Here is a 25,355-nt window from a genome sequence, read left to right on the forward strand (position 1 = left end):
GGCGGGCCACTTGATACTGTTTGACAAATGCCCGAAGCGACGCATGCGGCCCGATCACCTTTCTCCGGTTCGCAAATCCTGCGTCGGCGCCTCGCATCGTTTCCGATGCGCCGGGCAATCCGCACCTTCGGCACGGCTCCGCACACGCTTGCCTGCGCTTTCTTCGTGCCGCGATCAATCCCCTCGTGCGCCGATAGGCAATGCAGCAAAACCGGCGCATGATCGATTCCGGCTTCGATGCACAGCGCCGGCGCATGTCGGCCGGCTCGATGCGCGGCAGAGGATGCGTCGCGGGGTGCCTGCCTCGTCTCGGCGCATCGCCGGCGCGCGAGTCGGCCGGGTCGGCACCGGCATGGTGCGTTATGTCATCAAACGGTGCCATATCCACGGAAGAATCAGGCTGGCGGAAGGCACGGGACTTGCAATATCAGGTCCACGCCGGTCCGGCACCCGATGCCGAACACAAGAAGATGGAGAGAATCCTGAATGAAGCCATTCGATGAAATGCTGTTATCCGGCGACGCGGTACGCGCACCTTACGAGCGCCTCAAGCAATGGCTCGACAAGCAGGACCCTGCGAGCCTGGCGCAGAAGGCCCACGACGCCGAGGGCGTGTTCCGGCGCACCGGCATCACCTTCGCCGTCTACGGCGATGCCGAGGCCGCCGAGCGGTTGATTCCGTTCGACATCGTGCCGCGCATCATTTCCGGCCAGGAGTGGACGCGCCTGTCGCAAGGCATCGAGCAGCGCGTGATGGCGCTCAATGCCTTCCTCGACGACATCTACCACCGCCAGGAGATCGTGCGCGCGGGCATCGTGCCCAAGCACCTGATCGCGCACAACGAGGCCTTCCTGCCCGAGATGATCGGCTTCCGGCCGCCCGGGAACGTCTACACCCACATCATCGGCGTCGACATCGTGCGCACCGCCGAGAACCAGTTCTACGTGCTCGAGGACAACGCGCGCACGCCGTCGGGCGTGTCGTACATGCTCGAGAACCGCGAAACCATGATGCAGCTGTTCCCCGAGCTGTTCCAGCGCGTCAAGGTGCGGCCGGTCGAGACCTACCCGCAGCTGCTGCGCCAGTCGCTGGCCGCGGTCTGCCCGCCGGGCGGCAATGCCGACAACCCGACCGTGGCGGTGCTCACGCCGGGCATCCACAACTCGGCCTACTACGAGCACGCCTTCCTGGCCGACCAGATGGGCGTGCACCTGGTGGAGGGCAGCGACCTGCAGGTGATCGACGGCCGGGTGGCGATGCGCACCACGGAAGGCTTCCGGCCGATCGACGTGCTCTACCGGCGCCTGGACGACGCCTTCCTCGATCCGCTCACGTTCCGCCCCGATTCGGTGCTCGGCGTGGCCGGCATCATGGACGTCTACCGCGCCGGCAACATCACGATCGCCAACGCGCCCGGCACCGGCATCGCCGATGACAAGGCGATCTATTCCTACATGCCCGAGATCGTCGAGTTCTACACCGGCCGCAAGGCGCTGCTGGAGAACGTGCCGACCTGGCGCTGCGGCGAGGCCGACAGCCTGCAGTACGTGCTCGACCACCTGGAGGAACTGGTCGTCAAGGAAGTGCACGGCTCGGGCGGCTACGGGATGTTGGTCGGCCCGGCCTCGACGCGCGCCGAACGCGAGGCCTTCTCCGCCAAGCTGCGTGCGCGGCCCTCGAACTACATCGCGCAACCCACGCTCGCGCTGTCGACCACGCCGATCCTGACCGAGGCGGGCCTCGCGCCGCGCCACGTCGACCTGCGCCCATTCGTGCTGGTCTCGGACCGGATCCGCATCACGCCGGGCGGCCTGACGCGCGTGGCGCTCAAGGAAGGCTCGCTGGTGGTCAATTCGAGCCAGGGCGGCGGAACCAAGGACACCTGGGTGCTGGCCGACTGAGGCCCGCGCTACCGGCACGCGCCGCGCCTCGCGCCGCGCGACAGAGAAACAAGGATCGGAGAACAGGACATGCTTCTTGGACGCACTGCAAGCGGTCTTTACTGGATGTATCGCTATATCGAGCGCGCGGAGAACACCGCGCGCATCGTCGACGCGGGCCTGCGCATGGCGCTCACGCGCACCGCGGACGCGCCGGCGGAATGGTCCTCGGTGCTGGTCAGCTCGGGCGCCGACGAGGGCTTCCGCCAGAAGTACGAGGAATACACGGTCGACAACGTCGCCGACTACCTGCTGCGCGACCGCGACAACCCCTCCAGCGTGCTGTCCTGCATCGAGTACGCGCGCTCGAACGCGCGCATGGTGCGCATCGCGCTGACGCGCGAGCTGTGGGAGACCGTCAACGACGCCTGGCAATCGGTGAAGCGGGTGCTGGCGCAGCCGGTCAGCTCCAGCCAGTTGCCGGCCATCCTCGACCACATCAAGCGCGAGACCGCGCTGATGCTGGGCAGCTTCTACGGCACCATGCTGCGCAACGAGATCTTCGATTTCGCCGAGCTGGGCGCCTTCATCGAGCGCGCCGACAACACCGCGCGGATCCTCGACGTGAAGTACCACCTGCTGCTGCCCTCGGTCTCGCACGTCGGCACCATGATCGACAACTACCAATGGGAGTCGATCCTGCGCTCGGTGGCCGCGCACCGCTCGTATCGCTGGGTCTACGACGTGCAGTACAAGCCGATCAACATCGCCGACTACCTGATCCTCAACGGGCGCATGCCGCGCTCGTTGCGCTATTGCTACGGACGCGTGATGTCGAGCCTGAACCGGCTCGGGAAAGATTACGGCGTCACGCACGAATGTCACGAAACCGCCGCCAAAATCCTGCAGATGCTGTCCGACAATTCGGTCGAGCGGCTCTTCAAGAGCGGGCTGCACGAATTCCTGACCGATTTCATCGGGCGCAACAACAGCCTCGGCGCGGAAATCGCCCAGGCTTACAACTTCGACTGAGAGATCCGCCATGCGACTCGCCATCCGACATATTTCGCGCTTCCAGTTCGACGAGCACGCGAGCCATGCCCTGCAGCGCCTGCGCCTGCGCCCGCCCAGCGGGCCCGGCCAGACCGTGCGCGCCTGGCAGGTGACGATCGACGGCGTCGAGCCCACCGTCGGTTATGCCGACGGCCTGGGCAACCGCATCGACCTGGTGCGCCACGACCGCGGCGACAAGGCCGAGGTGGTGGTGGTGGCCGCCGGCGTGGTCGAGACCCAGGACCGGGCCGGCATCGTCGGCAGCGCGGACGATTACGCCGCGCCCTGGATCTTCGAGCGTGCCACCGAGCAGACCCAGGCCGGCGAGCGCGTGCGCGAGCTGGCCGAGGCGCTGCCGCTCGAGCACCGCAGCCTCGACGCGCTGCACTGGCTGATGACCGAGGTGCATGCGCGGATCCGCTACGCGCCCGAGCTGACCGACTCGGATGCCGATGCGGAAGCCGCGCTGGAAGCGGGCCAGGGCACCAGCCGCGACCACGCGCAGGCCTTCATCGCCGCGGCGCGCTCGCTGAAGATCCCGGCGCGCTACGTGAGCGGCTACCTGCTGACCGACGGCGCGCTGCAGCGCATCGCCGAAACCATGCAGGCCTCGGGCGGCGCGCAGCAGTCGCAGCGCATGCAGATGGACGCCGACGGCACGCTCCACGCGGTGCAGGGCGCGGCCGAGGTCGAGCCGGTCGCGCGCCTGCAGCAGAGCGCGGTGGCCACCTTCCCGCAATCGGGCCACGCCTGGGCCGAGGCCTACGTGGAAGGGCTCGGCTGGGTCGGCTTCGATCCGTTCATGAACCGCTGCCCGGACGAGCGCTACGTGCGCGTCGCCACCGGCCTGGACTGCCGCGATGCGCGGGCCGTGACGGGGATCGGCGCGCGCGCGGTGGGCGTCGAGATCAGCGTGATCCAGTCGCCCGAGCTGGTCTGAGCGCGGCGAGTTGGCGTGGCCTGGCGCGGCTGCCGGAACCGGCGCGCGGGCTTTCCGCGCGGCCGCTGTCGCCTCGATCGCCGGCTGCGCCCGTCGCGAGCGTGGCAGCCGCGCGCTTCGTCCTCGGGCGGGGCATGTGGCGCCGCGAGCGCCGCGTGGTTGCCGGATCCCCGGCCCGAAGCGCGGCACCTGACCGAACCCCCGCGCGCAACACCGCGAACCACCCTCGAAGCAGCACCGAAACCCTGAACCGTAGCGCCTGTCGTCCCGACCTGACCCGAACCGACCGACCCTGACATGTCCATCCACGTCGCGCTTCACCACACCACCCGCTACCGCTACGACCGGCTGGTCGGGCTCGGCCCGCAGATCGTGCGGCTGCGTCCGGCTCCGCATTGCCGCACGCCGATCCTGTCGTACTCGATGAAGGTCGAGCCCGCGCAGCATTTCGTGAACTGGCAGCAGGACCCGTTCGCGAACTACCTCGGGCGCCTCGTGTTTCCCGAGCGCACGCGCGGCTTCGAAATCACCATCGACCTGGTGGCCGAGATGTCGGTCTACAACCCGTTCGACTTCTTCCTGGAGGAGGCGGCGGAGACCTTTCCGTTCAGCTACGACGCCGCGCTGCGCGACGAGCTCGCGCCCTACCTGGTCTGCGACGCGGCCACCGGCGCCTCGCCGCTGTTCCGCGACTACCTGGCCGGCATCGATCGCGCGCCGCAGGGCACCATCGACTTCCTGGTGGCGCTGAACCAGCAGCTGCAGAAGGACATCCGCTACCTGGTGCGCCTGGAGCCCGGCGTGCAGACGCCCGAGGAAACGCTGAAGCTGGCCTCGGGCTCGTGCCGCGACAGCGGCTGGCTGCTGGTGCAGCTGTGCCGCCACCTGGGCCTGGCCGCGCGTTTCGTGTCGGGCTACCTGATCCAGTTGACACCCGACGTGAAATCGCTCGACGGCCCCAGCGGCACCGAGGTCGACTTCACCGACCTGCATGCCTGGTGCGAGGTCTACCTGCCCGGCGCCGGCTGGATCGGCTTCGATCCGACCTCGGGCCTGCTGGCCGGCGAAGGCCACATCCCGCTCGCCTGCACGCCGCAGCCGACCAGCGCCGCGCCGGTCGAGGGGCTGATCGACGAATGCGAGGTGGAGTTCGAGCACGAGATGGTCGTCACGCGCATCTACGAATCGCCGCGCGTGACCAAGCCTTATACCGAATCGCAATGGGGCGACGTGCTGGAGCTGGGCGCGGCGGTCGACGCGCAACTGGCGGCCGGCGACGTGCGGCTGACCCAGGGCGGCGAGCCCACCTTCGTCTCGATCGACGATCGCGACGGCGCCGAATGGAATACCGACGCGCTCGGGCCCACCAAGCGCGGCTACGCCACCTCGCTGATCCAGAAGCTGCGCGCCGAATACGGCGAGGGCGGCTTCCTGCATTTCGGCCAGGGCAAGTGGTACCCGGGCGAGCAGTTGCCGCGCTGGGCGTTGTCGGTGTTCTGGCGCAAGGACGGCGAGCCGGTCTGGCAGGACCCGGCGCTGTTCGCCGACGAGCGCGAGCCGTCCTCCTACACCACCGAGGACGCGCAGCGCTTCCTGCGCGCGCTGGCCGGGCGGCTCGGCCTGAGCGACGAGCATATGCGTCCCGGTTTCGAGGACGTCTGGTACTACCTGTGGCGCGAACGCCGGCTGCCGGTCAACGTCGACCCGTTCGACTCGCGCCTGGACGACGAACTGGAGCGCGCGCGGCTGCGCAAGGTGTTCGACCAGAAGCTCGACACGGTGATCGGCTACGTGCTGCCTCTGAAGCCGCTGCCGCAATCGCCCGGGCTGGCCGGCCCGCGCTGGGAAACCGGCCCGTGGTTCTTCCGCGACGAGCGCATGTACCTGATCCCCGGCGATTCGCCGATGGGTTATCGCCTGCCGCTCGATTCGCTGCCCTGGGTCAGCGCCACCGACTTCCCCTACCTGATCGACCAGGATCCGTTCGCGCCGGCCGTGCCGCTGCCGACCGCCGAGGCGCTGCGCGCGCGTTACCTCGGCGCCGCCGACGCGCCGCGCTACCTGGCCGGGCAGGGCGGCTACGGCGCCCAGCGCATGGCCGCCGCGCCGCGCACGGCGCTGCAGTCGCCGCTGGATGCACGGGATCAGGCCGGCCGAGGCGAGTTCGGCGAACCGGCCGGCTCGGCGGCCGGCGAGGGCGCCGCCCGCGCCCCGCACGAGGCCGCCGCGAACCGCTACCCCGATCGCTTCGAATCGGCCGCCTGGATCACGCGCACCGCGCTGTGCGCCGAGGTCCGCCACGGCGTGCTCTACCTGTTCATGCCGCCGCTGGCCGCGCTGGAGGATTATCTCGACCTGCTTTCCGCGGTCGAGCTGACCGCCCGCTCGCTCGGCGTGAAGCTGGTGCTGGAAGGTTATGCCCCGCCGCGCGACGCGCGTCTGGCGGTGCTGCAGGTCACGCCCGACCCGGGCGTGATCGAGGTGAACATCCACCCGGCGCACGATTTCCGGCAACTGGTGCAGCAGACCGAATTCCTCTACGACGCGGCCTGGCGCACGCGCCTGTCGTCGGAGAAGTTCATGATCGACGGCCGCCATGTCGGCACCGGCGGCGGCAACCACTTCGTGCTGGGCGGCGCGACGCCGGCCGACAGCCCGTTCCTGCGCCGGCCCGACCTGCTGGCCAGCCTGATCGCCTACTGGCACAACCATCCCTCGCTGTCCTACCTGTTCTCTGGCCTGTTCATCGGGCCGACCAGCCAGGCGCCGCGGGTGGACGAGGCACGCAACGACCAGGTCTACGAGCTCGACATCGCCTTCAAGGAGATCGAACGCAACAAGCTGCTTTACGGGCAGGACATGCCGCCCTGGCTGGTCGACCGGGTGCTGCGCAACCTCTTGATCGACGTGAGCGGCAACACCCATCGCTCCGAGTTCTGCATCGACAAGCTCTACTCGCCCGATTCCTCCACCGGCCGGCTCGGCCTGCTGGAATTGCGCGCCTTCGAGATGCCGCCGCACGCGCGCATGAGCCTGGTGCAGCAACTGCTGCTGCGCGCGCTGGTGGCGCGTTTCTGGGATCGTCCCTACACGACCTCGCTGACGCGCTGGGGCACCGCGCTGCACGATCGCTTCATGCTGCCGGCCTTCGTGAAGATGGATTTCGACGACGTGATGGCCGAGATGCGCGAGGCCGGTTTCCCGTTCGACGCGGCCTGGTTCGCGCCGCATTTCGAATTCCGCTTCCCGCTGTTCGGCCAGGTGGCGGTGAAGGGCATCGAGCTGAGCCTGCGCGGCGCGCTCGAACCCTGGCACGTGATGGGCGAGGAGGGCGCGGTCGGCGGCACGGTGCGCTATGTCGATTCCTCGCTGGAGCGGCTCGAGGTGCGCGTGAGCGGCCTGAACGACAACCGTCACGTGATCACCGTGAACGGCCGGGCGCTGCCGCTGCAGCCCACCGGCACGGCCGGCGAATACGTGGCGGGGGTGCGCTACAAGGCCTGGGCGCCGCCCTCGGCCCTGCATCCGACGCTCGGCGTGCACGCGCCGCTGACCTTCGACATCGTCGATACCTGGATGAGCCGGTCGCTGGGCGGCTGCCGCTACCACGTCGCGCATCCGGGCGGGCGCAACTACGCGACCTTCCCGGTCAATGCCTACGAGGCGGAGAGCCGGCGCCTGGCGCGCTTCGTCTCGATCGGCCACACGCCGGGACGCATGGAGGTGGCGCCGGCCGCGCCGAGCCGAGAATTCCCGTTCACCCTCGACCTGCGCCGGGATTGAAAACAATGCGCAGGCAAGACCGGAGGAGACAGCCGGCCGCCCAGGTGGTCGGACCCGTCGGTCCGCAATGATAGGATTCGGGCTCGACGGGCGGCGCGCGTCGCGGACGAGGTGTCCGCGACGCTGCTCGCGCCAGGCCCAGGCTGACGAAACGACATCGTGCTTCCCCAATTTATCGACGATCTGAGCGCCGACGACGCCATGCATACGCTCTTCGACACAGGATCGATCCAGGACGCCGCCGAGCTCGGCGCGGCGCTGGCCGCGCCGGCCGTGACCGGCCGCTACGACGAGCTGCGCGGCGGCGCGGCGGCGCTGCAGACGGCCGCGCTGGCGCCGGTCTGGCGCGACTTCTTCACCCAGCTCGGCAGCGTTGGCTTCGCCGACCTCGACCGCCGCGCCGAGGCGCTCGAGCGCCGCATGCGCGAAAACGGGCTGGCCTACCAGTTGCACGACCAGAACGCCGGCGGCAGCGCCGCGCGGCCCTGGTCGCTCGACCTGCTGCCGATGATCGTCGCGCCCGACGACTGGGCCAGCATCGAGCGCGGCGTGCTGCAGCGCATGCGCCTGCTCAACGCCATGACGGCCGACGTCTATGGCGAGCAGACTATCCTCAGGCAGGGCCTGCTGCCGCCGGCCCTGGTGACGGGGCACCCCGGCTACCTGCGGCCGATGCGCGGCGCCACCGTGCCGGGCGGCATGTGGCTGCACCTGGCCGCCTTCGACCTGATGCGCGGCCCCGACGGGCGCTGGCGGCTGGTCGCGCAGCACACGCAAGGGCCCACCGGGCTCGGCTACCTGCTCGAGAACCGCGTGATCGTCTCGCGGCTGTTCCCGCGCGCGTTCCGCGGCCTGCGCGTGCAGCGCCTGGCCGCCAGCTATCGCGCGCTGCTGCACAGCATGCAGGACCTGAGCCCGGCCAAGAAGAACTCGCGCATCGTGCTGCTCACGCCGGGCCGCCACGCGCCGACCTATTTCGAGCACGCCTACCTGGCGCGCTATCTCGGCCTGACCCTGGTGGAAGGCGGCGACCTGACCGCGCGCGACCAGCACGTCTACCTGAAGACGCTGAGCGGGCTGGAGCCGGTGCACGGCATCCTGTGCCGCGTCGACGACGAATGGCTGGACCCGCTCGAGCTTCGCCCCGATTCGATGCTCGGCGTGCCGGGCCTGCTGCAGGCGGTGCGCGCCGGCAACGTGCTGCTGGCCAATGCGCCGGGTTCGGGCTTCCTCGAATCGCCGGGCGTGCTCGGCTTCCTGCCCAAGCTGGCCGAGAGCCTGCTCGGCGAGACGCTGGAGCTGCCGGCGCTGCCCACCTGGTGGTGCGGCGAGGCGGCCGCCTGCGCCGACGCGTTGCCGCTCCTGGCGCGCTCCATCATCAAGCCCGCCTATCCGCCGCTGGCGCAGGCGGGCGGGCGTTTCGACCCGGTCATCGGCGCGCGGCTGAGCCACCAGCAGTTGCTCGAATGGCGCGCGCGGATCCTCGCCAATCCGGCCCACTACGTGGTGCAGTCGGACCTGCCGCCCTCGCAGGCGCCGACCTGGCCGAGCAGCGCGCAGGGCTACGAAGGCGGCGCGCGGATCGTGCCCAAGCCGCTGCTGCTGCGCGTGTTCGCGCTGGCCGACGGCACCGGCTCCTGGCGCGTGCTACCGGGCGGGCTTTCGCGGGTCGGCACGCGTGACGAGCTGTTCAACGCGCCGATGCCGCGCGGCGGCAGCAGCGTCGACACCTGGGTTATCACCGAAGGCGCGATCGACCCGACCACGCTGCTGCAGACGCATCTCGGCCCCGACGACCTGGTGGCGCGGCCGCGCACGATCTCCAGCCGTGCCGCCGAGAACCTGTTCTGGCTGGGCCGCTACACCGAGCGCGCCGCCAACCTGACGCGCCTGGCGCGTGCCGCCTTCGAGCGGCTGCGCGGCGAGGACGACGTCGACAGTCCCGCGCATCTCGAACTGCTCGACGCGCTGTGCCGCGAGAACGGGCTGATCCCGGCCGAGACGCAATCGGCCGCGGTGTCGCCGCGCGAGTTCCAGCAGACGCTGGCGCGCGCGCTGTCGCGGCGCGCCGATCGCGGCTCGGGCATCGCGGCCTGCGTGCTCGGCATGCGCGGCGCGGCCGCGGCGATCCGCGAGCGGCTCTCGCGCGACCAGTGGCGGCTGATCGACGATGCCACCCAGTTGTTCGACGAGCCCACCAACGGCGAGGACGAGCCCGAGGAACAGCTCGGCAATGCCGCGCTGCAGCTGCTCGACCGGCTCAACCTGCTGCTCTCGGCGATCACCGGCGCGCAGACCGACAACATGACGCGCGACGACGGCTGGCGCCTGCTGTCGATCGGCCGCCAGATCGATCGCGTCGATTTCCTCGCCAGCGTGCTGCGCTTCGCCTTCGAGGACGGCGCCGTCACCAAGCAGGACGGTTTCGAGCTGGTGCTGGAGCTGTTCGACAGCACCATCACGTTCCGCTCGCAGTTCCAGCGCGGCTTCGACGTGGCGCCGCTGCTGTCGCTGGTGGTGCTGAACGGAGACAATCCGCGCTCGCTGGCCTGGGTGGTGCAGAAGATGCAGGGGCGCCTGACCAAGGTCGAGCACGGCGAGGGTTATGCGCTCTCGGAGCTGTCGGAGACCATGCCCGAGATCGGCGCCTGGTCGCTGCACGCGCTCTGCGAGACCGACGAGGACGGCCGTCACGCGGTGCTGCTGGAGCGCCTGCAATCGGTCAGCCGGGCCGCCAGGGAGCTGTCGAACCGGATCGGCGAACGTTATTTCAGTCATGTGCGGGAATCAGGCAGGTCGCTATGGGGATGAGCGGAAAACCCACCGATGAGGCGGCGCGCGAGTTGCGCGCGCGTCAAGTGCAGGGACGCGAACCGGGCGAGGCGGCGGCTTCGGCGCCGCGTGCGGCGCAGCCGGCCGCGGCCGGCGAGGCCGCAGCGCTGGCGGGGCGCGAGGCAAGCGGCGTGAACGCGGCGGTTAGGGCAAACGAAGCCGCGGCCTCGACGCCGCGCGAGGCGGCCACCGCGTTGGCCACTGCGGCGACGCAGCCGTGCGCGCCGGCGCCGGCGGGCGCTTGCGCCGCCACGGCAGCACCGGCATCGGTGCCGGCGGCAGCCGCGCCCGCCGCCGCGATATCGCCCATCGAGCCGCGCACGCTGCGTGTCACGCACGACACGCGCTACCGCTACGCCGCGCGGGTGGAATCCGCCCAGCACCAGGCGCGGCTCAAGCCGCTCGACCTGCCGCGCCAGCAACTGCTCGATTTCTCGCTCCACATCGAGCCCCTGCCGGAAGGCGTGGGCGTCGAGATCGACGCCTTCGGCAACCAGCGCACCTCGTTCGCCCTCAACCAGCCGCACGAGGAGTTGTTCGTGCGCAGCCGCAGCGTGGTGCGCGTGAGCCCGCCCGAACGCTCGGCCGGCACGCGCGGCGAGCCGCCGCCCGCGGTCGCGATGCCCGCGCCGGGCACCGCCAGCGCCTGGGAGGTCGTGCGCGACCGGCTCAGCTACCAGGCAGGCCAGCCCTACGACGCCGCCAGCGAGTTCGTGTTTCCGTCGCGGCACGTGGCCAGCCATCCCGAGCTGGCCGCCTACGCGGCCAGGAGCTTCGTGCCGGGGCGGCTGCTGGTGCAGGCGGCCTGGGAATTGATGCGGCGCATTCATGCGGATTTCGCCTACACGCCGAACAGCACCGACGTGAACACCTCGGCGCTCGACGCGCTGGCCTTGCGCAAGGGCGTCTGCCAGGACTTCGCGCACGTGATGATCGGCGCGATGCGCTCGCTGGGCCTGGCCGCGCGTTACGTCAGCGGCTACCTGCTGACCCAGCCGCCGCCGGGGCAGCCGCGCCTGATTGGCGCGGACGCCTCGCATGCCTGGGTCGAGGTCTACGATCCGGCCTGGCCCGAGGACGGCGGCTGGCTACAGCTCGACCCGACCAACGACCGCGCCCCCGGCAACGACTACGTGATGCTGTCGGTGGGCCGCGACTATGCCGACGTCACGCCACTGCGCGGCGTGATCCGCGGCGGCGGCGCCGACCAGGTGCTGACGGTGGGCGTGACGGTCGAGCCGATCGAGGAAACCGCCGGGCGCTGATAGCGGCCCGGGTCCGTCGCCGGCCGGCCATACCGGCGACCCGCGGGGCGCCTCGACTTAGCACCGGTGCCTCGATTGGCGGGCCGCATGCGGCTCGCTGCCCTGGTGGCCGGGCCGCAAGCCGGCTCGTCGGCGCCAGACGAGATTGAGCCGGTCGTCGGGAGAGCGCCTGGCGTTAGAATGGCAGCCTTTTTCTCGGGAGACGCCCATGTCCTGGTTCCTTTACGAAGTGCCGGAGTACCACGAAGATGCGGCACGCATCGAACCCTTCGGCGACCTGCGTAGCCGCGTGCTGAAGGACAGCGGCCAGGCGATGGCCGACGAACTGGAGAGCATCCGCGAGAATGCCGCGCAGACGGCGGACAAGCCGGCGCATCCGCTGCTCGCGCCGGACAATCCGCAGGTGTTTCCGATTCCCTATGCCGATTCGATGATCCTGGTGGGCTTCATCTTCGACCTGAAGCGCGAGGGCCGGCAACTGGTGGTGTCGCCGGTGGAGATGCCCTGGCTGAAGGACGCCTGACGCACCGCCCATGGACGCGAGCGAGCTCGAACGCCTGGTCAGCTTCGTGATGCCCTTCGGCAAGTACAAGGGCAGGGTGATCGCCGACCTGCCCGGGCATTACCTGAACTGGATGGCCCGGGAGGGTTTCCCGCGTGGGGAAGTCGGCCGGCTGCTCGCGCTGATGCACGAGATCGACCATAACGGTTTGAAGGACATGCTCGAGCCCTTGCGCAAGCGGGGGTAGGGCCGAGGCTTCCGGTTCGGATGGCGCGGTTTGCCGAACGGGCTCGGTGCCTCGTTTCAGCGGCGATTCAGGACGGCCGTCTCCACCGGCTCGATCCACTTTCCCTGCTCCGCCCCCGCCAGCACCACGCAGTTCCGGCCTTTCGCCTTGGCGGCATAGAGCGCCGCGTCGGCTCTCGCCATCGCCGAGGCCAGGGTATCGCAGGCGCGGAATTCGTCGACGCCGGCGCTGAGGGTGCAGGCCACGCACGCGGCCGGCCCTTCGGAAACCGAGCTCGCCACGATCGCGCGCAGTCGATCGACCAGGCGCAGCGCGTCCTCCTTGCCGGTGCGCGGCAGCAGCAGCGCGAATTCCTCGCCGCCGACGCGGCCCAGCACATCGGCTTGCCGGATTTCCCGCGAGATCGTCGCGGCGACGTTGGCGAGCGCCTGGTCGCCTGCCGCGTGCCCGTGGCGATCGTTGATGCTCTTGAAGTTGTCGATGTCGAGCAGGGCGATCGACAGCGTCGACTTCGCTCCCCTGGCCGAACCCAGCAGCGCCTCGGCGCGCGCGATGAAGGCGCGCCGCCCGAACACGCCGGTCAGGTCGTCGATGGTGGCCAGGCGTTCCATGCGCTCGGCCAGTCGATCGTGGGCCAGCATCACCATGCCGACCGACAGGCAGGGCAAGGTCAGGGTGGCCATGCCGAGAAACGCCACGTTGACGGGCGTCGCTTCCAGGAAATCGGTTTCGTGCGCCAGCCCCAGCCCATAGACGGCACATCGGATCACATGGACGAAGGCCCCCAGCAGCGCGACACCCGAGACGAAGTAATAGCCGTATCGCGGCCGGCCCGCCGGCCGATGTCGTTGCACCAGCCAGGCGATGACGAAGCGCACATAACCGAGAAAGGCCGAGATGATCATGACCCGGGCATCGATGTCGGGCGAGAGGTAGGTCCAGTAGACCAGCCCGGCCAGGATCGCGCCGACCGCGAGGTATTCGCCGCTCAAGGAGGCGCGCAGGTGAAAGAAGCGCCGGAAACCCTGGAGCGCGGACAGCGAGGCGACCACCAGCAAGGCGCTCGCGCCCAGGATGATGCTCGGCGAGCGCTGGAACAGCAGGAGCAGCGCGGTGACCGCCGCCAGCACGCCGCTGGCCAGGCACCAATGGCGGATTCCCGGTATCTGGGCATGGAACAGCGAGCCGAGAACGGCGACGCTCATCAGGCAGGACAGACTCGCGATGCCGATAAGCGCGGTCGGGATGGACATGGCGACGTAACGAAAGAGGGCGATCCCCGAAGGCACTGGGCGCAACGCAAGGTCGCGCGGCTGGGTCGGATGCCTTCTGGCAAAGCGCGTATCGTACCGGAAGAAGTTTGCATCCCGATGCAATCCGGATTCCCAATTGTTCAGCCGGGTTGGGCTCGCGCGATTAGGCATCAGGGCCTCGATAAGGCCGCGCGGGATTATTCAGCGTGAACTCGGTTTTGGCGGCGGGTTCGCGGTATTCGCGACGTCGTTTTACGGAAATCAGGCGACGGCGGATGTCGGACGGATCCGAAACACGATCGTCGAAGTCCGAAATCGAGGGCCGCGGGCGGGGCGCGTTCGGGCGTGTGATGCCTCAGGCCGCCGTGCAGGCCGGGCGGCAGTCGTCGTAGTCCGGCGCGTCGTCGCCCGCATCCGCGCGCACGAAACGGTGCTCGAGGCGGATCCGCAGCACGCCGTCGAGCGCCAGCAACTGCTCGCGCAGCAGCCGCGCGCGGCGCTCGCCGATGCCGTCGAGCACGATGGTCTGGGTCAGCAGTTCGCGACAGCGCGACACGCGCGGTTCACCAAGCGGCGCGCCTTGCTCCGAAAGGAAGCTGGAAACGCGCGCGACGGCATCCTGGCTGGCGGAGGAAACGATCTGGAACAGATGGATCAGGCGGGAGCCCGGCAGACATGGCGAGGAATCGGCGATCAGGTCGGCAAGGGGGGAAAGGCGAGGATTCTGCTGCATGCAAGCTCCGGTGACTGACTGAATTCGAACCGGTGCCGGCTGGGCCGCTCCCGCTTCGTTGCCGACTATCGGCCGCATCGCCTGGTGGCGTCCACCTTGCCCGGGTAGGCAGGTTGGCGTCGGGGAACCCGACTCTGGATGCAAGCGCACATCATAAGAAAAAACGCAGCCCTTGCCAAGCGGGCCGCATTTTGTCCATTCAAATGACATCAGGCCCGGGACTGACCCACGTCAGCCAGGGGGCGGGCGGCATCGCCGGGTTCGGCGGCGTGCCCGGCGCGCGATTCGGGCGGTGCGACTTCGGCCGCGCCCTCGGCCACGCGCATCCGGCTCAGGAACGCGAAGGCCGCCAGTGCGCAGAGCAGCGTGATCGCCGTGAGCCCGTCGAGCAGGTGCGCGAACGCGGCGTGATACGCGGCACGTAGGCCGGCCGCGCCGACCTCCGGCAGCCGCAAGGCCGCCTGCGCGAGATCGCCGGTGGCCAGCCGGGCGGCCGCGTCGGCCACGGCGGAAGGCGCAGACGGCATCGCGCTCAGCAGGTCACGCTGCGCGAACGCGGCCAGCACGGCGCCCGAGATCGCCAGCGCGATCCCTTCGCCAGCCACGCGCGTGGTGCTGAAGATGCCGGCCGCCATGCCCGCGCGCGATTTCGGCACCACGCTGACCGACAGCCCATCCATCAAGCCCCAGGGTAGCCCCGCGCCGGCGCCGATCACCAGCATCGGCAGCAGCACGGCGCTGTCGGCGACGCCCTCGCGCAGCGCGCCGTTCAGCAGGTGCAGGCCCAGCGCGGCAAGCGCCAGGCCGATCCCCGAGATGGTGCCGGCCGACATCCAGCGCGTCAGCGTCGCGGCGACGAAGGGCACCACTAGCATCGGCGCCGAGATCGCCAGCATCAGCCAGGCCGCGTGGATCTCGTCGTGGCCGTCCACGCCGATGAAGCGCAGCGGCAGCAGCACCAGCAGCACGATGTAGCAGTAGCAGGTGGCGATCGGCAGCAACTGCACGCCGACGAAGCGCGGGTAGCGCAACAGCGTCAGGTCGAGCATGGGCCGCTCGCTGCGCGTTTCGATCAGCACGAACAGCAGCGCGAACCCCACGAAGCCCGCCAGCAGCGAGACCACGGCGGGCGACGTCCAGCCTAGCGAGGGCGCCTCGATCACGCCGCAGGTGAAGGCGCCGAGCGCGGCCGTGAAGCTCAGCGTGCCGCCCAGGTCGAGCCGGCGCGCCTGCGGGTCGCGCGATTCGCGCATGCGCGGCACGCCGAAGCCCAGCGACAGCGCGCCCGCGAGCGCGCCGCTGGCGAAGATCGCCCGCCAGCCGAAGCGCTCGATCAGCGCGCCGGCGATCACCGGCCCGAACGCGAGGCCGATCCCGAAGGTGGTGCCCAGCGCGCTGAAGGCGCGCGTGCGGGCATGGCCGTCGAATTCCTGGGCCAGCGCGGCGGTGCCGCCGGCCAGCGCCGCGGCGGCGGCCACGCCCTGCGCGGCGCGCAGCAGGTCGACGGCCAGGATCGAGGGGGCGAAGCCGAGCGCGGCCGAGCTGAGCGTGAAGCCGGCCACGCCGAAGGCGAACAGCCGGCGGCGGCCGAAGCGGTCGGCCAGCGTGCCGGCCGCCATCAGCAGGCTGCCGAAGCTGAGCATGAAGGCATTGGTGATCCAGGCGATCGCGGCGGGGCTGCCGCCCAGGTCGCGGCCGATCGCCGGCGTGGCGACGGCGCCGCCGGAGAAGGCCAGCGGCAAGGCCAGCGCCGCCATGCAGACGGCGCCGAGCACCACCAGCCGGCGGGTGGAATCGGGAGAGGTCGGGGAAGGCATGTTCGCTCCTGGAAGGGGCGATGCCGGCCGGTCGACATGGCCGGCATCTGGAGCGACCAACGATATTCTGGAATCAATCGACGAAAAACAGGCTGGGATTCCACAGATAAGGGATTTATATTCCGCAATGTGATCAAGCGATCGGGGTCGAAGCGACATGGACAATCTGAACGGCATCGTCGCCTTCGTGCGCACGGCGGAAACCCTGAGCTTCGTGGCGGCCGGCCGCAAGCTTGGCATCTCGGCCTCGGCGGTCGGCAAGACCATCGCCAGGCTGGAGCGTTCGCTCGGCGTGCGCCTGTTCCATCGCACCACGCGCCGCGTCACGCTGACCGAGGAGGGGCGTCATTTCCACGAGCGCTGCCATCGCATCCTGGAGGAGTTGCGCGATGCCGAGGCGACGCTCTCGGCCTCGGCGCAGACGCCGCGCGGCCGCCTGCGCGTGAGCCTGCCGGTGATCGGCTACCGCTTCCTGCTGCCGGTGCTGCCGGCCTTCAGCGCGCGCTATCCCGACATCGAACTCGATCTCGACTTCAACGACCGGCTGGTGGACGTGGTGGAAGGCGGCTTCGACGCGGTGATCCGCAGCGGCCAGCTCAGCGATTCGAGCCTGATGTCGCGCCGGCTCGGCCCGTTTCGCTTCGTGCTGTGCGCCTCGCCCGGCTACCTGGCGCGCGCGGGCGTGCCGCGCGGCCTGGCCGATCTCGCCGCGCACGAGGGCGTGCGCTACCGCTTCCCGACCACCGGCAAGCTGCAGCCCTGGAGCCTGCTGCCCGACGGCGGCGAGCCGCCGAACCTGCGCTGCGCGATGACCTGCAACAACATGGAAGCCTTGCGCGGCGCCGTGATCGCCGGCTTCGGCATCGGCTTCATGCCCGACTTCCTGGCGCGCGACGCGCTGGCCGCCGGCTCGCTCGTCGAGGTGCTCGAGCCGCATTCGATCGCGCCGGGACAGTTCTCGATCCTGTGGCCGTCGAGCCGCCAGCTATCGCCCAAGCTGCGCGTGTTCGTCGACTTCATGTGCGAGCACCTGTTCCCGGCGCCTTGAGGCACGCCCGCGTTCAGGCGTGACGTCTCGCGTTGTCTTGCTTGCCGTCGCGCCTGGCCACCAGGCACTCCACCAGGGTCGAGACGAAGGCATCGAGATCGTCGGGCTTGCGGCTGGTGATCAGGTTGCCGTCGCGCACCACGCGCTCGTCGACCCATTCGCCGCCCGCGTTGCGGATGTCGTCCTGCAGGCTCGGCCAGCTCGTCATCCGGTGACCCTTGACGATGCCCGCCGATACCGGCAGCCAGCCGCCGTGGCAGATCACGGCGATCGGCTTGTCGGCGGCATGCGCCTCGCTGACGAAGCGGCGCGCGGCCGGAATCATCCGGATCGCATCGCCGTTGACCACGCCGCCCGGCAGCACCACGGCGTCGTAGTCGTCGGCGCGCGCCTCGTCGAACAGGCGGTCGACCCTGGTGGGATCGCCCTTGTCGACATGCTTGAAACCCTGGATCTCGCCCGCTTTCTGCGAAATCACCTCGACTTTCGCGCCTTCGGCCTGCAAGGCGCGTTGCGGCTCGGTCAGCTCGACCTGTTCGAAGCCGTCGACGGCGAGAATCGCGATCCTGCAATCGTTCAGTTTGCCTGCCATGACATTCTCCTTGCTGGGTTGCGGCATCGACATGCCGGAACCGGTAAGGAGAGCAAACGGCATGCCGCCGTCGTGCCCGGCGGCGCGGCCGCGCGGGGCGGTGGATTTTTCAAGCGATTGTCGTTTCGCCCGAGCGCGGCGGGCGCCTATCGCCAGATATCGAGCGCCATCTTCGCGGCCAGCGAGCACAGCATCAGCCCCATCACCCAGCGCTGCGCCCGCAGCCAGTTCGGCCGCTTCGCCAGGAAGCCCGCCAGCGAACCCGAGCCGATCGCGACGGCGCCATTGACCGCCGCGAAGGCAACGACCAGCGAGGCGCCGAGCAGCATCGACTGGCGGAACACATCGCCGGCCTGGTAATCGATGAACTGCGGCAGCAGGGACAGGAACAGCATGGCGAGCTTCGGATTGAGCAGGCTGGTGGCCGCGCCCATCGCGAACAGGCGGCGCGGCCGTTCGGCCTGTCGCGCATCCACCTCGAACGGCGAGCGAGCGCCGGGGCGCACCGCCTGCCAGGACAGGTACAGCAGGTAGAGCGCGCCGGCCGCCGCCAGCACCCGCGCCGCGCCGTGAATCGTCAGGAAGATCGCGGTGAGGCCGAAGGCGGCGCCGAACATGTAGGTCAGGTAGCCGAGCATCACGCCGGCCAGCGAGGTCAGGCCCGCGCGCGGGCCCTGCGAGACCGAGCGCGACATCACGTAGACCATGTTCGGCCCCGGCGTGACCGCCAGCATCCCGCCCACCGCGACGAATTCGATCAGGGTTCCCATTTGCGCCTTCCCTGCTGTCTTGCATGGTGTCGATGAGGTCAGTATCGGCCAGTCGTTTCGACGCGTAAAACGGATTAAACTGAAAAAATTACTCAGCTTTTCTGACGAATATGAAACAGCTCGATCTCGATGTACTGGAAATGGTGGTGGCGATCGCCGACACGGGCTCCTTCGTGCGCGCGGCCGAAGCCGTGCATCGCTCGTCCTCGGCGCTCAGCATGCAGATCAGGACGCTGGAGGAGGCGCTCGGCAAGCCGCTGTTCGCGCGCAGCACGCGCAAGCTGTCGATCACGCACGAGGGCAGGACGATCGTCGACTACGGGCGGCGCATGCTGGCGATGCGCGAGGAAGCCTGGGCCTCGGTGGTGCGGCCCGAGGTGCGCGGCCGCGTGACGATCGGCGTGCCCGACGACTATGTCTCCACGCTGCTGCCTTCGGTGCTGCGCAAGTTCGCGATCGCGCATCCACGCGTCGAGATCCGCGTGATCGGCCTGCCCAGCAGCGCGCTGGTGCCGCTGATCAAGGACAACACGGTGGACCTGGCCTGCATGACGCGCACGCGCGGCGTGTCGGCCGAGTTCATCCGCCACGAGCCGGTGGTGTGGGCGGCGCTGCCCGACAACCGCCCGATCTGGGAGGAGCGGCCTTTGCCGATCGCCGTGTTCGGGCATGCCAGCGCGGCGCGGGCGCGAGCGGTCGGCGCGCTGAACCAGGCCGGGATCCGCTACCGCATGTCCTACGAGAGCCCGAGCCTGCTCGGCGTGATCAGCATGGTGGAGGCGGGGCTCGCGATCGCGCCGCTGGCGCGTTGCAGCGTGCCGGCGCAACTGATGCAGCTGGGCGAGGCCGAGGGCCTGCCGCCGCTGGAGGACGTCGAGGTGGTGCTGGCGCGCAGCGCGAAGTCGGCGCGCCCGCCCTGCGATTTCCTGGCCGAGCAGATGCTGAGCGACCTGCGCTGAGCTGCCGGGCCGCCGCCGCGAAGCGGCGCCCGGCTTCGCAAATCGCGACGCGAACGCAGCCCGGAGATGTTTTCGGGCATTCCCTCGTGCCATACTGCGCGCTGATTCTTTTGTCAGCTCAATCGATCCCGAGGTATGCCCGAGCGTCTCACCGCCAGATTCGGCAAGCCGGCGAGCAGCATGAACGCGCCCGAGGCGGCCGTCGACCGGATTCTCGCGGCGCTGAGCGCAGGCGAATTGAAGGCCGGCGACAAGCTGCCCGACGAGGTCGAACTCGCGCAGCACTTCGGCGTGGCGCGCATGGCGCTGCGCACGGCGCTGGGCGTGCTGCGCGACCTCGGGCTGGTCAACACCACGCGCGGGCGTTTCGGCGGCACCTTCGTGTCGACCGAGATCCGCGAGCGCTTGCGCAGCATGGCGCTGGAGCCGCGCTTCAGCGCCGGGGAGCTGCGCAGCCTGTCCGACTGGCGGCGCGCGATCTCGGGCGAGGCCTGCCATCTGGCCGCGCTGCGTGCCACGGATGCGCAACTGGCCCAACTCGCGGCACTCGCGCAGGGCTTCGTCGACGATATCCTCGACACCGACGCGCGGCGCCTGGCCGATGCGCGGCTGCACGTGCTGATCGCCGAAACCACCGGCTCGCGGCATCTGATCGAACAGGAGCGGGCGATCCAGGAGGCCTTCGGCCGGATCTACGACTCGCTGCCGATCGTCCGGCACCCCGTCAATATCGCCTCGATGGACCACGCGCCGCTGTTGCAGGCACTGCGCGCCCGCGACGGCGAACGCGCGCGGGCCGCGATGCTGGCCCACGTCGAATCGACCTATGCCTGGTGTTGTTCGCTGCTGCGCGTGCAGCGGCTGGACTGAGCGCGGCGCGCCCGGCCGCCGGCGCTACATGATGTAGGCGGCGACGCTGATGAACTGGCAGAGGCTGCCGCCGAGCACGAACAGATGCCAGATGCCGTGGCCGTGGCGGATCCGCTCGTCGTTGATGAAGAAGTAGATGCCGGCGCTGTAGAGCACACCGCCGGCCAGCAGCCAGGCCACGCCTTCCGAGGACATTGCCACCACCAGCGGGCGCAGCGCGATCACGCCGAGCCAGCCCATCAGCACGTAGAGCACCATCGAGATGATGCGCGTCCTGCGTCCCAGCGTGAGTTCCTGGACGATGCCGAACAGCGCCAGCCCCCAGATCACGCCGAACAGCGTCCAGCCCCAGGGGCCGCGCAGCGTGATCAGCGTGAAGGGCGTGTAGCTGCCGGCGATCAGCAGGTAGATCGCCGAGTGGTCGCACTTCTGCAGGATCGCCTTGAGGCGCGGCTGGTGCACGCTGTGATAGAGCGTCGAGACGGCGTACAGCACCAGCAGCGCCGCGCCGTACACGGCGGCGCTGACCACGCGGTAAGGGTCGCCCTTGAGCGCGCCCATCGTCACCAGGGTGGCCAGTCCGGCCATCGACATCAGCGCGCCGACTCCATGCGTGATGCTATTGAAACGTTCACCGACCAGCACGGCATGACCTCTTGTTGCTTGAATGCTTGCAGACCAAAAACAGCCGCGGTGCCGACCGGGCCGATATCCGGGATGTCGGCAACGGGCAGGCAAGGCTGAAGGGGGCGCCACGCGCTCGATCCTGACCACATCCTGCGTCGGTCAAAAAAAGCGTGGCGCGTCGTGATGCGCGAAAGCCACGGCGCGGACAACAACCCTGCGATTTTACGCGAGCCGAGGCGCCGGGGGCGGTTCGGCCGCTGCGTCAGCTTCGCGCGAAGCGGTCGGTGGCGGCCAGCAGGGCGCGCAGGATGCCCGGTTCGTCGTAGGCGTGGCCCGCATCTGGCACGATTTCCAGGCTCGCTTCCGGCCAGGCGCGCGACAGGTCCCAGGCGGTGCGGGCCGGGGTCGCGACGTCGTAGCGGCCCTGCACGATCACGCCGGGAATCCCCGCCAGCCGGTGCGCGTCGCGCAGCAACTGGCCTTCCTCGACGAAGCCGTGATTGACGAAGTAATGGTTCTCGATCCGCGCGAAGGCCAGCGCGTAGTGCGGATCGTCGAAGTGGGCGGCCAGGGCGGGGTTCGGCAGCAGGGTGATGGTGCGGCCCTCCCAGACGCTCCAGGCGCGCGCGGCCGCGAGCTTGGCGGCTTCGTCGTCGCCGGTCAGGCGGCGATGGTAGGCGGCCATCAGGTCGCCGCGCTCGGCTTCGGGGATCGGCGCGAGGAAAGCTTCCCACAGATCGGGGAACAGCCAGGAGGCGCCTTCCTGGTAGTACCAGAGCAGTTCCGCGCGCCGCATCGTGAAGATGCCGCGCACCACCAGCTCGCTGACGCGCTCGGGATGGGTTTCGGCATAGGCGAGCGACAGCGCGCTGCCCCAGGAGCCGCCGAACACCAGCCAGCGCTCGACGCCGACCATCTCGCGCAGCCGCTCGATATCGGCCACCAGGTGCTGCGTGGTGTTGTTCTCCAGGCTCGCGTGCGGCGTGGAGCGGCCGCAGCCGCGCTGGTCGAACAGCAGCACGTCGTAGCGCGCCGGGTCGAACAGGCGGCGATGATTCTCGCCGCAGCCGGCGCCGGGACCGCCGTGCAGGAACACGGCCGGCTTCGCTCCCGGCGTGCCGCAGCGCTCCCAGTACAGACGATGGCCGTCGCCGGTGTCGAGGATGCCGTGCGCGTAGGGTTCGATCGGTGGGTACATGCGGCGTGCTCCGAGGCAGGGAGGAAGGGCGATCGCGCGCGCAAGCGGCCGCGCGACCGGTGTGGCGCCATTATGCCGAAGCCCCGCGCGCGTCGCGTTCGCGGCCGCAACAGACTTTACAGATGCTTACCCGAATCCATGCCGATCCGGGTGCGCGGGTTCCCTATACTCATGCCGTTTTCCCGATTGCGGGCCGTCGAGGCCCGTTACGACGATGTCCTCGCTTGTCTCCCGTTTCTCCGGTCTTTCCCGCGCCTCGCGTGTGTTCGCCTTGCATCCCGCTCCACCGCTGATCCGTGCCGCCTGCTGCGTGCCGCTCGCGGCGGCCGCCTTGCTGCCGATGCAATCGGCCCTGGCGGCCGGGCTCGACGGCGGCACGAACGGGTCGTGGCTGCTGGCGCAATCGGCGTATGGGCAGCCTGGTTACGGCAGCGATCCGTCGGCCTATCCGCCGCCGGCTTATCGCCAGGACGATGACAATGAGCCGCCCGTCTATGGCCAGCCGGTGAATCCCGCGCAGCCGGCCTATCCGCAGCGCGGCGCCGACGCGCCGGGTTATCCGCGACCGCCTTACGGCGGCCAGGCGAATCCGTTGTACGCGCAACCGAATGGGCAAAACGGCGGGCAGGCCTATCCGCCGGCCACGCGGCAATCCGATGGCGACCAGGCTTATGGCGGCGCGCAGCAGGCGCCTTATGGGCAGCCGACCGGTTATCCGCCGCCCGATGACGGCGCCTATGACCAGGGGCAGCAAGATGGCCAGCCCGGTTATGGCGGGCAGCCCGCGTATCCGTCGCGGCAACCCGGTTACGGCGGGCAGCAGTCGGGCTATGGTGCCCAGCCTCCCGGTTATGGCGCGCAGCCGCCGGGCGCGGATGGGCAGGGGCAGGCCTATCCGCCGCCGAGCCCGCCGCCCGGTTATGCGCAGCCGCCTTATGGCGCACCTTCGGCACCGGCGTCGGGCGCCCAGCCCGGCTACGGCCCGCCCGCCTATCCGCAAGCCGCCTACGGCACCCAATACGGCACCGTGGCCGCGATCCGGCCGATCGGCGGCTCGACCAGCCCTTCGGGTGTGGCGGGAACGGTGGTCGGCGCGCTGGTGGGGGGCGTCCTCGGCAACCAGATCGGCCATGGCCGCGGCCGCGGCGCGGCGACCGTGATCGGCGCGCTGGGCGGCGCGGCGCTCGGCAACCAGGTCGGCCAGCAGATGAATGCGCCGGGCGGCTACCGGATCGACGTGCGGCTTTCCGACGGCTCGATGCGCGGCTTCGACGTGCCCGGTGCCGGCGACTGGCAGCCCGGCGATCGCGTGCGGATCGACGGCGGGAATCGCCTGTCGCGGTATTGATATCGAGCGGGGCGGGGCGCCGCCGCGGCGATGATGGTTGGCGCTTAACGCGGGCGCTTCGGCCGGGCTTTCCTCGCCTCCGAGGCCGAGGCGTTCAGCCTGGCCGCTTCGCGCAGCAGGGCGATGAAGGCCGCTTCGTCGATGCCGGCGCCTTCATGCAGGTCGATCGCGCGCCGCACCTTGCCGTCCAGGCTGGCGTTGAACAGCCCGGCCGGGTCCGGCAGCGAGGCGCCTTTCGCGAAGGTCAGCTTGACCACGGCCCGGTAGGATTCGCCGGTGCAGACGATGCCGTCGCTGGACCAGACCGGCGTGCCCATCCACTTCCATTCCTCGACCACCTCGGGCAGCGCCTGCCGGATCAGCTCGCGCATGCGCGCCAGGGTTCGGCCGCGCCAGTCGCCGAGTTCGGCGATGCGCGCGTCGATCAGGTCGGAGGCGCCGGCCGGGGCCGCCTCGGCTGGTTTCGCTGCTCGATTCATGGCGTTCCTCCAGGTAACCGGCGCGCCCGCTGGTGGGGTCGACCGTCTCAGATATTCCACTGCATCGACACGTCCTGCAGCCGCTGGCGCATGAGGTCGCACTCGCGCGCGATCTTGTCGTCGATCGAGACGAAGCCGGAAAGCTGGGCCGGCACCTCGGCGCCTTGCGGCACGCTGATCGCCGGCAGCGGATGCAGGCGCGCCAGCGTGCCGAACTTCAGCGCGCGGCTGGGTCCGATCAGCAGCCCGTGGATGCGGCGGTTCAGGCCGCGCAGCGTGGTCTGCACGTAGCGGCGGCCATCCACGTCGCCGTCGGCCGGCTTCACGCTGGCCAGCATCTCGAGCGAGCTGATCACCAGCCGCAGCGAACGCTGGATCGCGTCGAGCTGGGCCATGGTGATGTCGGTCTCCTTCGACACCCAGGGCATCAGCGAGCGCATCTGCACCAGCAACGCGTTCAACGCGGCCATCTCCTTCAGGTGGGCGGTATCGCTGACGGTCTTGTCGGCGACGATCCGCGCATGCACCACGGCGCAGGCGCGCAGGGCGTCGGCGAGCTTGTAGCGCCACGAATAGGTGGCATAGAGCGGCAGCGCGAACGAGAAGGCCAGCGCGATGCCGATCCCGACGATCACGTTCACGGCGCGCCAGAGGCCGTCGACGATCTCGTTGTCGCCGTGGCCGGCCACGATCAGGATCGTGATCGCCGACAGCAGGGCGATATAGCCGGCCTTGCCGATCGCGTAGTAGGCGCAGATCCCGCACAGCACGCTGATCACCAGGTAGGTGAGCAGGGGCCACTGCAGAGTGGATTGCAGAACGATCAGCGCGAGCCCGGCCACCGCGCCGATGGTGGTGCCGAGCGCGCGCTCGGCGGCTTTCTTGCGGATATTGCCGTGATGCTGGAGGCCGCCGATCACGATCAGCACGGTGATCGAGGACCACTCGCCATGCGGGATGTTGAGGCCGGTGGACAGCGCGATCGACACCAGCACGCTGAGGGCCACGCGCGCGGCATGGATCAGCTTGGCGTGGCGGTAGCGGCGATAGGGATCGAGCAGCGGGCGGAACAGCGTGCGCAGCGCGGCGGGCAGACGGAGCGTCGGGGAAGCGGTCATGGGATGCGGCAGGGATACGACTGGGATGCGGGCGCTCGCG

21 protein-coding genes, 1 pseudogene and 1 riboswitch are annotated in these 25,355 nt (G+C 69.7%); of the genes and pseudogenes, 13 read left to right on the forward strand and 9 right to left on the reverse strand.

Annotated elements, in window-relative coordinates:
• Window positions 1-200 precede the first annotated feature (200 nt).
• The 9 genes from FB600_RS09790 (at window position 201) to FB600_RS09835 (ending at window position 12,503) form a co-directional block, all read left to right on the forward strand.
• On the forward strand, window positions 201-503 hold the full coding sequence (locus FB600_RS09790) for a hypothetical protein (RefSeq protein WP_124076772.1): 303 nt from the start codon (window positions 201-203) through the stop codon (window positions 501-503).
• Entirely contained in the window at window positions 487-1,902 is a 1,416-nt protein-coding gene (locus FB600_RS09795) for a circularly permuted type 2 ATP-grasp protein (RefSeq protein ID WP_013690087.1), read from the forward strand. The genes FB600_RS09790 and FB600_RS09795 overlap by 17 nt, the downstream gene beginning before the upstream one ends.
• A gap of 69 nt (window positions 1,903-1,971) precedes the next feature.
• Window positions 1,972-2,913 (forward strand): alpha-E domain-containing protein, encoded by a 942-nt coding sequence (locus FB600_RS09800; RefSeq protein WP_036031595.1) that lies wholly within the window; start codon window positions 1,972-1,974, stop codon window positions 2,911-2,913.
• 10 nt (window positions 2,914-2,923) lie between these two features.
• Window positions 2,924-3,874: a transglutaminase domain-containing protein gene (locus FB600_RS09805; protein WP_096750948.1), complete on the forward strand. Its 951-nt coding sequence runs from the start codon at window positions 2,924-2,926 to the stop codon at window positions 3,872-3,874.
• A 297-nt stretch (window positions 3,875-4,171) separates the two neighbouring features.
• A complete protein-coding gene (locus FB600_RS09810) occupies window positions 4,172-7,657 on the forward strand; it encodes a DUF2126 domain-containing protein (RefSeq protein WP_145756679.1) in 3,486 nt (1,161 codons plus the stop codon).
• A gap of 201 nt (window positions 7,658-7,858) precedes the next feature.
• The gene (locus FB600_RS09815; RefSeq protein ID WP_145756750.1) at window positions 7,859-10,468 is read left to right on the forward strand and encodes a circularly permuted type 2 ATP-grasp protein; all 2,610 of its coding nucleotides are present in this window, start codon (window positions 7,859-7,861) and stop codon (window positions 10,466-10,468) included.
• A gap of 290 nt (window positions 10,469-10,758) precedes the next feature.
• Complete coding sequence (locus FB600_RS09825) at window positions 10,759-11,754, forward strand: transglutaminase N-terminal domain-containing protein (RefSeq protein ID WP_098152157.1); 996 nt, start codon at window positions 10,759-10,761, stop codon at window positions 11,752-11,754.
• Window positions 11,755-11,962: 208 nt separating this feature from the next.
• Complete coding sequence (locus FB600_RS09830; RefSeq protein WP_013690093.1) at window positions 11,963-12,277, forward strand: hypothetical protein; 315 nt, start codon at window positions 11,963-11,965, stop codon at window positions 12,275-12,277.
• Between the two features lie 10 nt (window positions 12,278-12,287).
• On the forward strand, window positions 12,288-12,503 hold the full coding sequence (locus FB600_RS09835) for a DUF3820 family protein (protein WP_013690094.1): 216 nt from the start codon (window positions 12,288-12,290) through the stop codon (window positions 12,501-12,503).
• 56 nt (window positions 12,504-12,559) lie between these two features.
• Here FB600_RS09835 and FB600_RS09840 read toward each other — a convergent pair whose 3' ends face one another.
• The 3 genes from FB600_RS09840 to FB600_RS09850 all read right to left on the reverse strand — a co-directional run bounded on the left by FB600_RS09840 (window position 12,560) and on the right by FB600_RS09850 (window position 16,306).
• Entirely contained in the window at window positions 12,560-13,756 is a 1,197-nt protein-coding gene (locus FB600_RS09840; RefSeq protein ID WP_105820117.1) for a GGDEF domain-containing protein, read from the reverse strand.
• Window positions 13,757-14,111: 355 nt separating this feature from the next.
• Window positions 14,112-14,489: a hypothetical protein gene (locus tag FB600_RS09845; protein ID WP_025098323.1), complete on the reverse strand. Its 378-nt coding sequence runs from the start codon at window positions 14,487-14,489 to the stop codon at window positions 14,112-14,114.
• Window positions 14,490-14,533: 44 nt separating this feature from the next.
• Window positions 14,534-14,636, reverse strand: a riboswitch (SAM-I-IV-variant riboswitch).
• 62 nt (window positions 14,637-14,698) lie between these two features.
• Window positions 14,699-16,306: an MFS transporter gene (locus FB600_RS09850; RefSeq protein WP_145756680.1), complete on the reverse strand. Its 1,608-nt coding sequence runs from the start codon at window positions 16,304-16,306 to the stop codon at window positions 14,699-14,701.
• Between the two features lie 157 nt (window positions 16,307-16,463).
• On the opposite strand from FB600_RS09850, the gene FB600_RS09855 reads away from it, so the two are divergent.
• Window positions 16,464-17,354 carry a LysR family transcriptional regulator gene (locus tag FB600_RS09855; protein ID WP_098182841.1) on the forward strand — a complete coding sequence of 297 codons (891 nt, stop codon included), beginning with the start codon at window positions 16,464-16,466 and terminating at the stop codon, window positions 17,352-17,354.
• 13 nt (window positions 17,355-17,367) lie between these two features.
• Here the strand turns inward: FB600_RS09855 and FB600_RS09860 are convergent, their stop codons facing one another.
• A complete protein-coding gene (locus FB600_RS09860; protein WP_098152164.1) occupies window positions 17,368-17,946 on the reverse strand; it encodes a type 1 glutamine amidotransferase domain-containing protein in 579 nt (192 codons plus the stop codon).
• A gap of 146 nt (window positions 17,947-18,092) precedes the next feature.
• Entirely contained in the window at window positions 18,093-18,716 is a 624-nt protein-coding gene (locus tag FB600_RS09865; RefSeq protein WP_145756682.1) for a LysE family translocator, read from the reverse strand.
• Between the two features lie 110 nt (window positions 18,717-18,826).
• Here FB600_RS09865 and FB600_RS09870 point away from each other — a divergent pair, with 110 nt between their 5' ends.
• Together FB600_RS09870 and FB600_RS09875 are read left to right on the forward strand one after the other, a co-directional pair.
• The gene (locus FB600_RS09870) at window positions 18,827-19,675 is read left to right on the forward strand and encodes a LysR substrate-binding domain-containing protein (RefSeq protein WP_013690100.1); all 849 of its coding nucleotides are present in this window, start codon (window positions 18,827-18,829) and stop codon (window positions 19,673-19,675) included.
• Between the two features lie 135 nt (window positions 19,676-19,810).
• Window positions 19,811-20,545: a FadR/GntR family transcriptional regulator gene (locus FB600_RS09875; RefSeq protein WP_145756684.1), complete on the forward strand. Its 735-nt coding sequence runs from the start codon at window positions 19,811-19,813 to the stop codon at window positions 20,543-20,545.
• A 24-nt stretch (window positions 20,546-20,569) separates the two neighbouring features.
• Here FB600_RS09875 and trhA read toward each other — a convergent pair whose 3' ends face one another.
• Both trhA and pip read right to left on the reverse strand, forming a co-directional pair.
• On the reverse strand, window positions 20,570-21,190 hold the full coding sequence (gene trhA / locus FB600_RS09880; RefSeq protein WP_025098316.1) for a PAQR family membrane homeostasis protein TrhA: 621 nt from the start codon (window positions 21,188-21,190) through the stop codon (window positions 20,570-20,572).
• 244 nt (window positions 21,191-21,434) lie between these two features.
• On the reverse strand, window positions 21,435-22,370 hold the full coding sequence (pip, locus tag FB600_RS09885) for a prolyl aminopeptidase (RefSeq protein ID WP_047839075.1): 936 nt from the start codon (window positions 22,368-22,370) through the stop codon (window positions 21,435-21,437).
• An 829-nt stretch (window positions 22,371-23,199) separates the two neighbouring features.
• Here pip and FB600_RS38150 point away from each other — a divergent pair.
• Window positions 23,200-23,718, forward strand: a pseudogene (locus tag FB600_RS38150) (glycine zipper 2TM domain-containing protein); the annotation flags it as partial.
• A gap of 44 nt (window positions 23,719-23,762) precedes the next feature.
• Here FB600_RS38150 and FB600_RS09895 read toward each other — a convergent pair.
• A complete protein-coding gene (locus FB600_RS09895; protein ID WP_145756686.1) occupies window positions 23,763-24,197 on the reverse strand; it encodes a DUF1801 domain-containing protein in 435 nt (144 codons plus the stop codon).
• Window positions 24,198-24,244: 47 nt separating this feature from the next.
• A complete protein-coding gene (locus FB600_RS09900) occupies window positions 24,245-25,315 on the reverse strand; it encodes an FUSC family protein (RefSeq protein WP_047839143.1) in 1,071 nt (356 codons plus the stop codon).
• Window positions 25,316-25,355 lie beyond the last annotated feature (40 nt).

The sequence above is a fragment of the Burkholderia sp. SJZ089 genome (genome assembly GCF_007828315.1).
Classification (GTDB): domain Bacteria; phylum Pseudomonadota; class Gammaproteobacteria; order Burkholderiales; family Burkholderiaceae; genus Burkholderia; species Burkholderia gladioli.

Coding starts and splice junctions, on each gene's coding strand:
- pip (WP_047839075.1), bottom strand. CDS start 22,370: ATGTACCCACCGATCGAACCCTACGCGCACGGCATCCTCGACACCGGC.
- FB600_RS09805 (WP_096750948.1), top strand. CDS start 2,924: ATGCGACTCGCCATCCGACATATTTCGCGCTTCCAGTTCGACGAGCAC.
- FB600_RS09895 (WP_145756686.1), bottom strand. CDS start 24,197: ATGAATCGAGCAGCGAAACCAGCCGAGGCGGCCCCGGCCGGCGCCTCC.
- FB600_RS09850 (WP_145756680.1), bottom strand. CDS start 16,306: ATGCCTTCCCCGACCTCTCCCGATTCCACCCGCCGGCTGGTGGTGCTC.
- FB600_RS09845 (WP_025098323.1), bottom strand. CDS start 14,489: ATGCAGCAGAATCCTCGCCTTTCCCCCCTTGCCGACCTGATCGCCGAT.
- FB600_RS09790 (WP_124076772.1), top strand. CDS start 201: ATGCAGCAAAACCGGCGCATGATCGATTCCGGCTTCGATGCACAGCGC.
- FB600_RS09800 (WP_036031595.1), top strand. CDS start 1,972: ATGCTTCTTGGACGCACTGCAAGCGGTCTTTACTGGATGTATCGCTAT.
- FB600_RS09835 (WP_013690094.1), top strand. CDS start 12,288: ATGGACGCGAGCGAGCTCGAACGCCTGGTCAGCTTCGTGATGCCCTTC.
- FB600_RS09795 (WP_013690087.1), top strand. CDS start 487: ATGAAGCCATTCGATGAAATGCTGTTATCCGGCGACGCGGTACGCGCA.
- FB600_RS09830 (WP_013690093.1), top strand. CDS start 11,963: ATGTCCTGGTTCCTTTACGAAGTGCCGGAGTACCACGAAGATGCGGCA.
- FB600_RS09840 (WP_105820117.1), bottom strand. CDS start 13,756: ATGTCCATCCCGACCGCGCTTATCGGCATCGCGAGTCTGTCCTGCCTG.
- FB600_RS09815 (WP_145756750.1), top strand. CDS start 7,859: ATGCATACGCTCTTCGACACAGGATCGATCCAGGACGCCGCCGAGCTC.
- FB600_RS09860 (WP_098152164.1), bottom strand. CDS start 17,946: ATGGCAGGCAAACTGAACGATTGCAGGATCGCGATTCTCGCCGTCGAC.
- FB600_RS09875 (WP_145756684.1), top strand. CDS start 19,811: ATGCCCGAGCGTCTCACCGCCAGATTCGGCAAGCCGGCGAGCAGCATG.
- FB600_RS09870 (WP_013690100.1), top strand. CDS start 18,827: ATGAAACAGCTCGATCTCGATGTACTGGAAATGGTGGTGGCGATCGCC.
- FB600_RS09865 (WP_145756682.1), bottom strand. CDS start 18,716: ATGGGAACCCTGATCGAATTCGTCGCGGTGGGCGGGATGCTGGCGGTC.
- FB600_RS09900 (WP_047839143.1), bottom strand. CDS start 25,315: ATGACCGCTTCCCCGACGCTCCGTCTGCCCGCCGCGCTGCGCACGCTG.
- FB600_RS09810 (WP_145756679.1), top strand. CDS start 4,172: ATGTCCATCCACGTCGCGCTTCACCACACCACCCGCTACCGCTACGAC.
- FB600_RS09855 (WP_098182841.1), top strand. CDS start 16,464: ATGGACAATCTGAACGGCATCGTCGCCTTCGTGCGCACGGCGGAAACC.